Raw genomic sequence first — 13096 nt, 5'->3', positions numbered from 1 at the left:
CCGCCGCTTCAAGTTAGAGCGAAAGATCGGATGTAACAAGCATACACTTGGCATTACAACCGATATTTTCTCCCGTCCGCCCTTGCGGGCGAGAGAAGACCTCGGGTCAATCGCGGACGGACACCACGCGGTACCGCGTCACCAGCCGCCCGTCGTCGCCCAGCATGTGGAAGGCGACGGACGGCGGGCAGTCGTAGTCGGCGATCTCCGCCCCCTGCTCCCACGGCAGCCTGAGCTCCGACACCACCCCCGGGGCGACCAGCAGCGGACGGCCGGCGAAGGTGGACGCGGCGGCCGCGTGCGCGTGCCCGCAGAGCACCGCCGCCACGTTCGGGTACGCGCTGACGAGGTCCGCGAGCGGCTCCGGGTTGCGCAGGCCGATCGCGTCCAGGTACGGGTGGTTCAGCACGATGGGCTGGTGGTGGAAGGCGACGAACACCGGCGTGTCGGACGGAGTGTCGCCGAGCACGCCCGCGAGCCAGTCGAGCGTCTCCTCGGCGAGGAGACCGGCGTCCTCGCCGGGGATCGTGGAGTCGCAGAGCGCGAAGACCGCCTCGGGCGTGCGATGCACCCTGTTGATCGGCCCGTCGGAGGCGGGCTGGTCCAGCAGCCCCCGGCGGAACTCCGCGCGCACGTCGTGGTTGCCGGGCAGGACGAGCACCGGGTGGCGGAGGTCGAGCAGCTTGCGCGCGTCCGCGTACTCGGCGGCCAGGCCGTGGTCGGCGATGTCGCCGGTGACGAGCACCGCGTCGAAGTCGTAGGGCAGGTCGTCGAGGTAGCGCGTGACGGCCCGCGCGCGTGCGGTGCTGCGCCGGCCGCCGTCGAGGTGGGTGTCGCTGAGCTGGGCGATCACGATCATCAAGGGGTCCTTTCCCGAACTTCCGGGGTCACCCTAGGCGCCCCACCGGCCCTCCCCCGAGATCCACTCCCCCCACGGATCGCCGAACCACTTTCCGGCCCCTACCTGCGGTGACGCCAAAGGGGGGACCCCTGTCCTGCGCCGAGGCTTGCATTAGGTAGGCTCCACCTGCCCTAATTTAGGTAAGCCTTTCCTATTGTCATGCGGGAGTGACGGTGTTCGCCAGCTACCTCATCGGCCTGCGCGAAGGTCTGGAGGCGACACTCGTCGTCTCCGTCCTCGTCGCCTTCCTCGTCAAGAGCGACCGCAGGGACAAGCTCCCCCAGGTGTGGGTCGGCGTCACCGGCGCCGTCGCCCTGTCCGTGGGCTTCGGCGCGCTGCTGACCTTCACGGCCGCCAACCTCGGCCACACCGGCCAGGAGCTCTTCGACGCGATCACGTCGCTGCTCGCCGTGGTGTTCGTCACCTGGATGATCTTCTGGATGCGCCGCGCCGCCCGCGCGCTCTCCGGCGAGCTCAGGGGCAAGCTCTCCGACGCCCTCGAGATGGGCTCCCTGGCCGTCGTCGTGATGGCCTTCCTGGCCGTGGCCCGCGAGGGCCTGGAGACGGCGCTGCTGTTCTTCGCCTCCGTCCAGGGCGCCACCGCCAGCGCCGCGCCGCTGATCGGCATCAGCCTGGGCCTGGTGACCTCGGCGCTGATCGGCTGGGGCATCTACCGCAGCGCTCTGAAGATCAACCTCACCAAGTTCTTCACCTGGACCGGCCTTCTGCTGATCCTGGTCGCCGCCGGGATCTTCAAGTACGGCGTGCACGACCTCCAGGAGGCCAACCTGCTGCCGGGGCTGACCACGTACGCGTTCGACATCAGCGCGGCCGTCCCCGCCGACTCCTGGTACGGCACGCTGCTCTCCGGCATGCTCAACATCACGCCGCAGCCGAGCGTCCTGGAGGTCGTCGCCTGGGTGGTCTACCTGGTGCCTACCCTCTTCTTCTTCCTGCGCCCGCAGCGGACGAAGTCCACCCCCGCGCCCGCGTCCACCGCCTCCGCGGCCTGAACAGGAGCATCATGCCTACCACCGCCCGTGTTCTGGGCCTGTCCCTCGGCGCGCTCACCCTGGCCGGGCTGACCGCCTGCGGCTCGGGGACGACGACCGAGGCGAGCGCCGGCCCCGGCAAGCCCGGGAAGATCACCGTGGCCGCGTCCGACACCGACTGCAAGGTGGCCGCCACCGAGGTGACGGCGGGCACCAGCACGTTCACCATCACCAACGGCGGCACCAAGGTCACCGAGTTCTACGTGTACGCGCCGGGTGACCGGGTGATGGCCGAGCTGGAGAACATCGTGCCGGGGCTGACCCGGGAGCTGGTCGCGGAGCTGCCCGCGGGCACGTACGAGGCGGTGTGCAAGCCCGGCATGGTGGGCAAGGGCATCCGCAACCCGCTGAAGGTGACGGGCGACCACAAGCCGCTCTCGCAGGACGTCAAACTGGCAGACGCCATCGCCAGCTACAAGCGGTACATCAAATCCCAGAGCGACACGCTCTTGGTCAAGACCCAGGAGTTCGCCGACGCGGTCAAGGCGGGCGACCTCGCCAAGGGCAAGGAGCTCTACCCGGTCGCGCGGACGTACTGGGAGCGGATCGAGCCGGTCGCGGAGATCTTCGGCGAGCTCGACCCGGCCATCGACGCCCGCGAGGCGGACCTGGCCGCCGGCGAGAAGTGGACCGGCTTCCACAAGATCGAGAAGGATCTCTGGATCACCAAGGACGTGAGCAAGGACGGCCCCGTCGCCGACAAGCTCGTCGCCGACGTCAAGACCATCGTGGCCAAGTCCAACGCCGCCGAGCTGACCCCACTGAACCTGGCCAACGGCGCCAAGGGGCTGCTCGACGAGGTGGCGTCCGGGAAGATCACCGGTGAGGAGGACATCTGGTCGCACACCGACCTGTGGGACTTCGACGCCAACCTGCAGGGGTCCAAGGCCGCCGTGCAGGCGCTCCGCCCGGTGCTGGAGGAGCGCTCGCCCGACCTGGTCAAGACGCTGGACGAGCAGTTCGCCGCCGCCGAGGCCGCGCTGGGCGCGCACCGGAAGGGCGACGGCTGGAAGCTGCACAACGAGCTGTCCAAGGCCGAGCTGAAGTCGCTGTCCGACGCGATCAACGCACTGGCCGAGCCGATCAGCAAGATCGCGCCGATCGTCGCGAAGTGACCGAGGGGAGAGTCATGGGCGAGCGCATGAGCCGCAGGACGCTGTTCGGCCTGGGCGCGGCGGGGGCGGCGGTGGTCGGAGCGGGCGCGGTGGCCACCCGCTCGCTGCTCGACGAGCCGCCGGCCGCGCACGCGTCGTCCACGTCCGACCCGGTGGTCTTCTACGGCGAGCACCAGGCGGGCATCGTCACGCCCGCCCAGGACCGGCTGCACTTCGTCGCCTTCGACGTGATCACGAAGAGCCGCGACGAGCTGGTCGACCTGCTGCAGGAGTGGACCGCCGCGGCGGCCAGGCTGACCCAGGGCAAGGACGCGGGGACGTTCGGCGCGGTCGGCGGCGCCCCCGAGGCCGCCCCTGACGACACGGGCGAGGCGCTCGGGCTGCCCGCCTCCGGGCTGACGCTGACGCTCGGGTTCGGGCCGTCGCTGTTCGACGACCGGTTCGGGCTGGCGTCCAAGCGCCCCGCCGCCCTCGCCGATCTGCCGAAATTTCCGGGAGAGCAGCTCATACCGGAAATTTCCGGTGGCGACATCTGCGTGCAGGCGTGCGCGCACGACCCGCAGGTCGCCGTGCACGCCATCCGCAACCTGGCCAGGATCGGCTTCGGCAAGGTCTCGGTCCGCTGGTCCCAGCTCGGGTTCGGACGCACCTCGTCCACGTCCCGCGCGCAGGCGACGCCGCGCAACCTGATGGGCTTCAAGGACGGCACGAACAACCTCAAGCTCGAGGACGCCGACCTGCTGCGCGACCAGCTCTGGGCGGCCGCCCAGGACGGCGCGGACTGGATGGCGGGCGGCAGCTACATGGTGACTAGGAAGATCCGCATGTCGATCGAGACCTGGGACCGGGCGCCGCTCGCCGAGCAGGAGCAGATCTTCGGCCGAGGCAAGGGCGAAGGCGCCCCGCTGGGCGCGAAGGCCGAGTTCGACCCGCTGAACTTCGCCGCCAAGGGCGCCGACGGCCGGCCCCTCATCAAGGACGACGCCCACGTCAAGCTGGCCCACCCGAGCAGCAACGGCAACGCCCACCTGCTGCGCCGCGGCTACAACTACGTCGACGGCTCCGACGGCCTCGGCCGGCTGGACGCGGGCCTGTTCTTCATCGCCTACCAGCGCGACCCGCGCAAGCAGTTCGTCACGGTGCAGATGCGGCTGGCCAGGAACGACTCGCTGAACGAGTACATCAAGCACGTCTCCAGCGGCCTGTTCGCCTGCCCGCCCGGCGTGCGCGACGCCGGCGACTACTGGGGGCGCACGCTCTTCGCCTGACGAAACTGTCGGCCAGGTCTGGTAGGACAGGACGCGCCAACCCCCCGACCGAGGACGTCCTTCCATGATCGAATACGACCGGTACTTCGGCTACCAACACCGGTACGACGAGACCTACGCCGGCCTGCCGGTTGCCCATCTGTATTCCGAGGAGAAGCCGTCCGACCCCGGCGCGGTCGCGTGGCGGCTGTGCGCGAACGAGTACGGCGGCGACGATCCCGAAGCCATGACCGAGACCTTCGACCTGTTCTTCGAGCAGGTCGACACCGCGCGCGTCACCGCGATCGTCGTCGGCGAATGGGAAGACTGCTACTCGACCAGCTCTGAAGCCATCGTCGAGCGGCTGGCGAAGAGCGCCGCGAAGCTCCCGGCACTGCGCTCGCTCTTCTTCGGCGCGATCAGCAGCGACCAGGCCGAGATCTCGTGGATCCAGCAGTCCGACATCACCCCGCTGCTGGAAGCGTTCCCCCGGCTCGAACGCCTGGAGGTGCGCGGCGGCACCGGCCTGGCGCTGAAGAGCGTGCGGCACGAGTCGCTGCGGATGCTCCGCATCGAGTCGGGCGGCCTCCCCGGCGAGGTGGTGCGGGCCGTCGCCGGCTGCGACCTGCCCGCGCTGGAGCACCTGGAGCTGTGGCTCGGCGTCGACTCCTACGGCGGCGACTCGACGGCCGCCGACCTCGACGGCATCCTGACAGGCGAGCGGCTGCCGGCGCTGCGCCACCTGGGCCTGCAGGACAGCGAGATCCAGGACGACATCGCCGCCGCCGTGGCCTTCGCGCCCGTCGTGGCGCGGCTGGAGACGCTGGCACTGTCGATGGGCACGCTCACCGACACGGGGGCCGAGGCGCTGTTGAGCGGGCAGCCGCTGACCCACCTGCGCAAGCTCGACCTGCACCACCACTACCTCTCCGACGCGATCATGAAACGCCTCTCCACAGCCCTGCCGGGCGTCGAGGTCGACCTGTCGGGGCAGGAGCGTTCCAGCAGTGAGGACGACTGGCGTTACGTCGCGGTGAGCGAGTGACGATCCGCTTCGCCGTCGTCGGAACTCCCGGCGACCGTCGTTTCACCATGTTCCGCGACGCCGTCCTGTCCCACGGCCTCCCGGAACCCCACCTGATCCCGTGGCGCGACGTCCTGGCGCAACAGGGCCACCCGGGCGGCGCGAGAGCGTCCGGGCTGGTGCCCGAGGGGGCGCTGGTGCGGATCGACTCGCCGGGCGAGGACGCCGGGGCCGACGCGCTGTTGCGCGGGCCGGGCGATCCGACGCGGGTCGGCGGGGGCGCCGCCTGGTACGCGGCGTTCACGCGCGGGCTGCGCACGATCGCCTCGATCCCCGGCGTCACGCTGCTGGGCGACGTCGACGAGATCGCCGTCCTGTTCGACAAGCGCCGCTGCCACGCCGTGCTGGAACGCGCCGGGGTCCCGGTGCCACCCGCGTTCGAGGCCGCCTCGTACGACGACCTGCGGGAGAAGATGGCGGAACGGGGCTGGGCCAGGGTGTTCGTGAAGCCCGCCCACGGCTCGTCGGCGTCCGGGGTGATCGCCTTCCAGACCCACGCGGGCCGCGTCAAGGCCGTCACCTCTGCGGCGTGGGTGGGCGACGTGCTGAGCAACTCGCTGCGCGTCCGCTCCTACGAGGGCGAGGCGGACGTGCGGCGGCTCGTGGACGTGCTCGCCCCCGACGGGCTGCACGTCGAACGCTGGTTCCCCAAGGCGTCGATCGGCGCGGAGGTGTTCGACCTGCGGGTGGTGACCGTGGCCGGGGTGCCGACCCACGCGGTGGTCCGCGCCAGCCGCACCCCGATGACGAACCTGCACCTCGGCGGCAGGAGGGGCGACCTGGAGGCGGTGCGCTCCCGTCCGGCCCTGTGGGAGCGGGTGCTGGACGTCTGCTCGCGGGCGGCGGCGTGCTTCCCCGGCAGCCTGAGCACGGGCGTCGATCTCATGGTCGGCGGCGACTGGCGCTCCCTGGCGGTGGCCGAGGTCAACGCGTTCGGCGACCTGCTGCCGGGCCTGGGCGACCTGTCGGGCAATCACCGCGACACCTATACAGAGCAGGTCAGAGCCCTTCTCAGCGCGGCGAAGGGCGGCGACGGCGGCACGAACCACCCCAAAGCCGCCAGCGGCGGCGCGAACCGTCCCGACAGCGCGAGGAGGGCGTCGTGGACATGAACGAGGTCGTGGGCAGCCACGACATCCTTCTCGTCACCCTCGACACGCTGCGCTACGACGTGGCGGCCGAGTCGGCCGACGCAGGGCGGCTGCCCAATCTGCTGCCAGCCGGCGCGCGCTGGGAGCGGCGGCACAGCCCCGGCAGCTTCACCTACGCCTCGCACGCCGCGATGTTCGCCGGATTCCTCCCCACCCCGGTGACGCCCGGGCCCCATCCGAGGCTGTTCGCGGCGACGTTCCCCGGCAGCGAGACGACGTCCGGCGGCACCTGGGTGTTCGACGCGCCCGACCTGCCCACCGGCCTCGCGCGGGCGGCCTACGACACGGTCTGCATCGGAGGCGTCGGCTTCTTCAACAAGCTGACCCCGCTCGGGTCGGCGCTGCCGGGCCTGTTCGCGGAGAGCCACTGGGCTCCGGAGTTCGGCGTGACGAACCCCGCGTCGCTGGAGCACCAGATCGACCGCGCCGCCGCCCTGCCCCGACAGCCGGGGCGGCCGCTGTTCCTGTTCGTCAACGTGTCGGCGCTGCACCAGCCGAACCACTTCTACCTGCCCGGCGCCGTCACCGATTCGAAGCAGAGCCAGGCCGCCGCGCTGGAGTACGTCGACCGGCACATCGGCCGGCTCTACGCCGTCATGCGCCGTCCCTGCCTGGTGATCGTCTGCTCCGACCACGGAACCGCGTACGGCGAGGACGGGCACGTCGGCCACCGGATCGGCCACGAGGTCGTCTGGACGGTCCCCTACACCGAGTTCATCCTGGAGCGTCATGCGGCCGTATGAGGGATATGTCTACGCTTACCCGCACAAGACCGCCTACCGGCCGCTCGACCCGCGTCCCCTGCTGAAGGACGTCTGGGCGGGGGAGCGCGCGGGCGCGCTGTACGTGCACATCCCGTTCTGCGAGATGCGCTGCGGGTTCTGCAACCTGTTCACCCGCACCGGCGCACCCGAGGGCCTGGTCGCCGCCTACCTCGACGCCCTCGAACGGCAGGCCGGGGCCGTCCGCGACGCACTGGAAGCGGCCGCCTCCACCGCCTTCAGCACGGCCGCGTTCGGCGGGGGCACGCCCACCTATCTCAGCGCCCACGAGCTGTCCCGCCTGTTCGACCTCACCGAGCGGGCCATGGACGTCGACCTGACGCGCATCCCGCTGTCGGTCGAGACCTCCCCCGCCACGGCCACGCCCGACCGGCTCGCCGTGCTGGCGGAGCGCGGGACGTCCCGGATCTCGATCGGCGTGCAGAGCTTCGTCGACGCGGAGGCCCGCGCGGCCGTCCGGCCGCAGAAGCGCGCGGAGGTCGACGCCGCGCTCGACGCGATCCGCGCGTCCGGCGTCGCGACGCTCAACATCGACCTGATCTACGGCATCGACGGGCAGACGCCCGATACATGGCAGTACTCGCTCGACACCGCGCTCAGCTGGAAGCCCGAGGAGTTGTACCTCTACCCGCTCTACGTCCGGCCGCTGACCGGGCTCGGCAACCAGGGGCGGGCCTGGGACGACCAGCGCCTGGAGCTGTACCGGGCGGGCCGCGACCACCTCCTCGCGGCGGGGTACGAACAGGTGTCGATGCGGATGTTCCGGCTACCCGGTTCCGGCACGTCCACCGAGTACTGCTGCCAGAGCGACGGCATGGTGGGGCTGGGCTGCGGCGCGCGGTCGTACACGAGCACGCTGCACTACTCCTTCGAGTACGCGGTGGGCGTGCGGCACGTCCGGTCGATCATCGACGACTACCTGCGGCGCACCGACTTCGACGTGGCCAACGTCGGCTTCACCCTCTCACCGGGCGAGCAGCGGCGGCGGCACCTCATCCAGTCGCTGCTACAGGCCGACGGGCTGTCGCGCGACCTCTACCGGGCGCGGTTCGGCGGCGACGTGCTCGACGACTTCCCGCTGGAGCGCTTCGACGGCCGGCTCGTCGTGGAACCGTCCGTGATCAGGCTGACCGCCGAGGGGCTCGCCCACTCCGACGCGATCGGCCCCGCGCTGTTCTCCCCCGAGGTCAGGCAGCTCATGGACGAGTACGCGGCATGCTGACCTCCGAGGCAGGGCCGCTCAGGGAGAGGAACGCGGCGTGCTCACCTCCGAGGTAGGGCCGCTCAGGGAGAGGGACGCGGCGTGCTGACCATCCTCTACCGGGGGCCGCTCGCGAGCTGCGACTACGACTGCACCTACTGCCCGTTCGCCAAGCGGCGCGACACGCCCGAGCAGTTGCGAGCCGACAGGGCCGCGCTGGAGCGGTTCGCGTCCTGGGTGGCGGCGCAGGAGTTCGACGTGTCGGTGCTGTTCACGCCGTGGGGTGAGGGGCTGGTGCGGTCCTGGTACCGAAGGACGCTGGTGGAGCTGTCGTGGCTGCCGAACGTCCGGAAGGTGGCCATCCAGACGAACCTCAGCTGCCGCACCAACTGGCTCGCCGACGCCTCGGACCGGGCTGCGCTCTGGGTCACCTACCACCCGACCCAGGTGCCGTACGAGCGGTTCGTGAGCAAGGTCCGGTCGCTGCCGGTGCGGCACAGCGTCGGCATCGTGGGCGACCCGGCCCACCTCGAACCCGCCAGGCGGCTCAGGGCCGACCTGCCCGCCCAGACGTACCTGTGGGTGAACGCCGAAGAGGGCCGCCTCTACACCGACGCCGAGGCGGCCGAGTGGTCGGCCATCGACCCGCTCTTCCACCACAGCCGCTTCCCCCATGCCAGCGCGGGGCTGCCGTGCCGTACCGGCGACAGCGTGATCTCGGTCGACGGCGACGGGACCGTCCGCCGCTGCCACTTCGTCCCGCAGGTGCTGGGCAACCTCTACGACGGGTCGTACCGTGCGGCGCTCCGCCCGCGAGGGTGCCCGGCGGCGGCCTGCGACTGCCACATCGGCTACGTCCACCTGGAACCGACGGGCCTGTACGACGTGTTCGCGGGCGGCATCCTGGAACGCGTCCCGACCACCTGGCGCCCCACGCCCTGAATTCGTTCGTAGCCGCGCGCGTTTGTGGAGCACTCGACAGTGTCACCCGGCTGGCCGGCTTGTCTGGTCGCGCCACACGGCCAGAAGCCCGCCGATTCCCGGGACGACGGCGAACCAGCGGGCACTCGCCGAGGTGGCGGTCCTGGCCGGCAGAGTGGTGACGACGACCAGGAAGGCCATGCCGTGCAGCGGGCCCTGGGTGGTTGCGGGTCAGGTCTCGTGCTGGGGGATGTAGTCCTGTTCGGAGAGGCCGAAGGTCCAGGCGACGCCTTCGCGGGCGCGCTGGACCCATGGCGGCACTCGCAGGAAGTAGGTGCGGCGGGTGCCGTCGGGCTCCGGTGTGGAGTTGACGACCTCGACCATGGCCACCGGCTCGTCGTCGAGCAGCTCGATCCGCCACAGGACGCCGGTCTCGTCGGAGTGCTGCGGCCGCGCGCCCGACTCGGCCAGGTAGCGTTCGAGGCCGAAGTGCTCCAGCATGACGCGGCGCAGCTCCGCGTTCTCCTCGTTGCGGATCCGTTCGGGGGTGAGCTCGCTCATCGTGGCCCCGAACCCGGCGGGGACGGGCATGCCGTGCCAGGCGTTCAGCGCGAACCCGTCGGAGAAGGCCATCGCGGGACCGTCGGCCCGGTGCAGCCGCCCCAGGTCGTCAAGGTGCAGCTCGACCGGACGTTCGGTGATGATCGCCAGCCGCTCGAACGGCCACCACCACCCGGACGTCTCGGCCGCCCGCTTGAGCCCGTCGAGGCCGTCGAACGCCGACAGCCAGGGCGCCTCATGCTGGCCGAGCACCGCGTCGAGGGTGACGTGCCGCAGGCCCTCACCGAGGTCGGCGACCGAACGGCGAAGGTCGGCGACGATCCGGTTCACCTGCGGCCAGAGCCGCCCCCCGGTCTCCGCCCACAGCGCCGCCCACCCGGCTGGGCCCAGCTCGCCGTGGGCCGCCGTCCGGGCTCGCTCCCACGGCACGGTCCGGACCGCATCGCGCACGGACCGCCCCGGGTCGCGCACGGACCGCCCCGGGTCGCGCACGGACCGCCCCGGGTCGAACCCCTCCCGCCCGGACAGCACCTCCAACTCACGCAGCAACCCCTCCCAGCCGAACGCCTCCCCCTCAGCGGGCCCGGCCACCTGCTCCGTTCCACCGGACGGGCCGGCGCCGACCGATGCCCCGGCTCGGGCCGAGCTTTCAAGGCCGGCAGACGTACCAGAGTCAGCGGAAGATCCAACGGCCGGAGGTGTCGCAGGCCCCGCGAGTGTCACAAGCTCGGGACGCGAGCGGAGGACGGTCTGTTTCAGGCTTTCGCGCAGGGCGGCGTCGCCCGTCAGCCAGGCCGCCGCGATCGCTCCCGCCGCCGGCGAGCCGAGCGTGATGATCCGCTCCGGCTCCGGCAGCCCGGCCTCGCGGTACGCCTGCCGCACGCCCGCCTCGGCGTCGCCTCCCGGCCCGGTGGCGAAGGCGACCCGCTCCCAAGACAAGGTCTCCATCAGTCGGCCACCACCCGGTACGACCCCGGCACGTACTCGCGCTGCCGGACCACCCGGTACCAGCCCTTCGGCAGGGAGATCGGATCGTGCTCCTCGTGGACGACCCTGCCGCCCTCGGGCAGGTGCAGGTAGCCGCCGGACAGCGTGCCGGGCCCGGGGATCGCGTGGCAGTGCCCGGTGGCCTCGCCGTAGGCCAGCACCAGCCTGCCGCGTGCGTCGCGCGGCTCCGGACGTAACGTGCGCGGCGCCGTCTCCTCGGGCACCGGCATGATCAGGACGTCGCCCTGTCGGTACATCGACCAACCTCCATCGCGTCGGGGGGTGATCGAAAGCTATCGACCACCACCGACAGTTCCGGCCCACCGAACGTCCCCCGCGCCGGCCGCTGGGAGCCGACGGCTGGATCGATGGCCGAGCATCGTGGAGGACCACACCAACGGCCAGGGGAGGTGGCGCTGGAGCGCAACGCGCCGTCCCTGAAACGCCGTCTCATTTGGCGAGTCGGCGGGAGCGAACGAGCGCCGCGACGAAGAACCCGAGGTTGTCGGCGTGCAAGGGCCCCCGTGCTCGCCCACCGGGCCCCACAGGTCTGTGGGGCCCGGTGGCGGATCTACCGGTTCACGGGAACTGTGACGTCCCTCCTGAGGGGCGAACGCCGAGCCCGGTTACGCGGGCAGGATGAGCGAGCCGGTCCACTGCGCGGTGGCGGCAGTGTAGACCTGCCCCAGTTCGCCGTCGAAGTACGGAGACAGGCTCGTGTCGTAACGCAGGTTGCCATCGGTGTCGGCGACGCTGATGGTGATGCCGTTGAGGTAGCCCATGCGGCTGCTGTTGTCATAGCGCAACAACCAGGAGGAGCCGAGGGAGCCTTCACCCGTGAACGGGGACTCGACGGCGGTGAATTCCTCGGCCTTCAATCTGGGGACCTTGGCGGCGGTTGTGCGACCGCTGGAGGATTCGATGGTCTCACCCGTGTAGGGCCGCTCGCCGTCGGGATGAGGGCCGGCCGGGTAGCCGAAGACGTCGACCGAGGAGTGCAGCGGCTGGTTCCAGGTCAGGCCCTGTCCGCCGACGTTGTCGGCCAGCCTTCCGAAGTTGGTCAATTCACCTGAGGTAGAGGAGACGACGCCGCTGTAGACGTTGACGAAGGCGTAGTCGCGGTCGTAGTCGTCGTAAATGGTGAAGTCGTAGTGGGTGGAGACCAGCTTTCCGACGTAGAGACCCAATGGAGTCACGCCGTCGGAGTAGCCGGGAACGAAGACCCACTTGTCGAGGGTGGCGGCGGAGCGCTGGGTGTCGTATACGCAATGCCCAGCCGTGGCGACGAGGTTGCGGTATTGCGACTGCACGGCGGTGCCCGTGCACCAGTGTGGCTGGCCGTCGGCGCCGACGAAGAACACCTTGCCCGAGGTGGTGGGCGTCTTGTCGTTCGCCACACCAGAGGTGGACGGGGGCGAAGGCGGGATAGTGCCGGGCTTGGCATCGGAGGAGACGCCGCCGCCGGGAATGACTATGTCGACGGCGGTCTGGACGTTGTACGGAGTCGCGTTCTTCAGGTTGGCGCCGCCATCGCCGAGCCAGAACGTCGCGACCTCGACAGCGGCCGGTTGAGAAGAGACCAGAAAACCGCTCTTCACGCTGGATGCCTCGGCAGGCGCGGCCACGAGACCGGAGGCCAGCAGCCCGACGGCTAATACAACTAGTGTTCGCTTCATCTCATCATCTCCAGATACGCTCGGGAGCACATGGCGATAATTCGAACAAATTCTCGCCACTGAGAGTAGACGCTACCTGTCCGACTCATGATGATCAACGGGTTTTGTGAGCCGTCTGTAAACCACTGCGAAATGACCAAGTCGAGCGGCGGGCGGGCAGAGCTCCATCAACGTGCACGACCTGCGCTCCCCGGCGGAGTCACCCTGCCGCCTGCGGGCCCCAAGGGCGCGCGGCGGCTGACAGGTTCCACGCAGAAGGACCTGGCGGGGGCGGTACTTGGGCGGATCGTACGGCCTAAAGGCGGTCAGGTCCGGTGGCGGGCGCGGGAGGAGGGCCTGGTGGCCGCCTACGAGCGCCTGGCGGCGTTGCAGAACCGGGTGGCGCTGGCCGAGCGGCAGGACGAGCGGGTGCGGCCCT

The 13096-nt window shown here is 70.6% G+C and carries 13 protein-coding genes and 1 pseudogene; 9 read left to right on the top strand and 5 right to left on the bottom strand.

Annotated features, from left to right (window positions below; genetic code table 11):
* Positions 1–106: 106 nt before the first annotated feature.
* The gene (locus ABZ297_RS18490; protein ID WP_355347069.1) at positions 107–859 is read right to left on the bottom strand and encodes a metallophosphoesterase; all 753 of its coding nucleotides are present in this window, start codon (positions 857–859) and stop codon (positions 107–109) included.
* A gap of 209 nt (positions 860–1068) precedes the next feature.
* On the opposite strand from ABZ297_RS18490, the gene efeU reads away from it, so the two are divergent.
* The 8 genes from efeU to ABZ297_RS18450 all read left to right on the top strand — a co-directional run bounded on the left by efeU (position 1069) and on the right by ABZ297_RS18450 (position 9475).
* Positions 1069–1914, top strand: coding sequence for an iron uptake transporter permease EfeU (gene efeU, locus ABZ297_RS18485; RefSeq protein WP_355347066.1), 846 nt, complete (start codon positions 1069–1071; stop codon positions 1912–1914).
* Between the two features lie 11 nt (positions 1915–1925).
* Positions 1926–3068, top strand: a complete 1143-nt coding sequence (efeO, locus tag ABZ297_RS18480; RefSeq protein ID WP_355347063.1) for an iron uptake system protein EfeO — start codon at positions 1926–1928, stop codon at positions 3066–3068.
* Positions 3065–4336 (top strand): iron uptake transporter deferrochelatase/peroxidase subunit, encoded by a 1272-nt coding sequence (gene efeB, locus ABZ297_RS18475; protein ID WP_355347060.1) that lies wholly within the window; start codon positions 3065–3067, stop codon positions 4334–4336. Before efeO ends, efeB begins: the two co-directional genes overlap by 4 nt.
* 64 nt (positions 4337–4400) lie before the next feature.
* Complete coding sequence (locus ABZ297_RS18470; RefSeq protein ID WP_355347057.1) at positions 4401–5360, top strand: STM4015 family protein; 960 nt, start codon at positions 4401–4403, stop codon at positions 5358–5360.
* Positions 5357–6511: an STM4014 family protein gene (locus ABZ297_RS18465; RefSeq protein WP_355347054.1), complete on the top strand. Its 1155-nt coding sequence runs from the start codon at positions 5357–5359 to the stop codon at positions 6509–6511. The genes ABZ297_RS18470 and ABZ297_RS18465 overlap by 4 nt, the downstream gene beginning before the upstream one ends.
* Complete coding sequence (locus ABZ297_RS18460; RefSeq protein WP_355347199.1) at positions 6508–7293, top strand: STM4013/SEN3800 family hydrolase; 786 nt, start codon at positions 6508–6510, stop codon at positions 7291–7293. The genes ABZ297_RS18465 and ABZ297_RS18460 overlap by 4 nt, the downstream gene beginning before the upstream one ends.
* Positions 7280–8554, top strand: coding sequence for an STM4012 family radical SAM protein (locus tag ABZ297_RS18455; protein ID WP_355347051.1), 1275 nt, complete (start codon positions 7280–7282; stop codon positions 8552–8554). Before ABZ297_RS18460 ends, ABZ297_RS18455 begins: the two co-directional genes overlap by 14 nt.
* Before the next feature lie 81 nt (positions 8555–8635).
* Positions 8636–9475 carry an STM4011 family radical SAM protein gene (locus ABZ297_RS18450; protein WP_355347048.1) on the top strand — a complete coding sequence of 280 codons (840 nt, stop codon included), beginning with the start codon at positions 8636–8638 and terminating at the stop codon, positions 9473–9475.
* Positions 9476–9517: 42 nt separating this feature from the next.
* Here the strand turns inward: ABZ297_RS18450 and ABZ297_RS18445 are convergent, their stop codons facing one another.
* The 4 genes from ABZ297_RS18445 to ABZ297_RS18430 all read right to left on the bottom strand — a co-directional run bounded on the left by ABZ297_RS18445 (position 9518) and on the right by ABZ297_RS18430 (position 12678).
* Positions 9518–9655 carry a hypothetical protein gene (locus ABZ297_RS18445; RefSeq protein WP_355347045.1) on the bottom strand — a complete coding sequence of 46 codons (138 nt, stop codon included), beginning with the start codon at positions 9653–9655 and terminating at the stop codon, positions 9518–9520.
* 30 nt (positions 9656–9685) lie between these two features.
* Entirely contained in the window at positions 9686–10963 is a 1278-nt protein-coding gene (locus tag ABZ297_RS18440) for a DUF6745 domain-containing protein (protein ID WP_355347042.1), read from the bottom strand.
* Positions 10963–11259 (bottom strand): hypothetical protein, encoded by a 297-nt coding sequence (locus tag ABZ297_RS18435; RefSeq protein WP_355347040.1) that lies wholly within the window; start codon positions 11257–11259, stop codon positions 10963–10965. Before ABZ297_RS18435 ends, ABZ297_RS18440 begins: the two co-directional genes overlap by 1 nt.
* A gap of 369 nt (positions 11260–11628) precedes the next feature.
* A complete protein-coding gene (locus tag ABZ297_RS18430; protein ID WP_355347037.1) occupies positions 11629–12678 on the bottom strand; it encodes a hypothetical protein in 1050 nt (349 codons plus the stop codon).
* A 132-nt stretch (positions 12679–12810) separates the two neighbouring features.
* Between ABZ297_RS18430 and ABZ297_RS18425 the strand changes: the two are divergent.
* Positions 12811–13096, top strand: a pseudogene (locus ABZ297_RS18425) (hypothetical protein); the annotation flags it as partial.

It is taken from the genome of Nonomuraea sp. NPDC005983, from assembly GCF_040614375.1.
Lineage (GTDB): Bacteria > Actinomycetota > Actinomycetes > Streptosporangiales > Streptosporangiaceae > Nonomuraea.
This window is presented reverse-complemented; position numbering and strand designations above follow the sequence as displayed.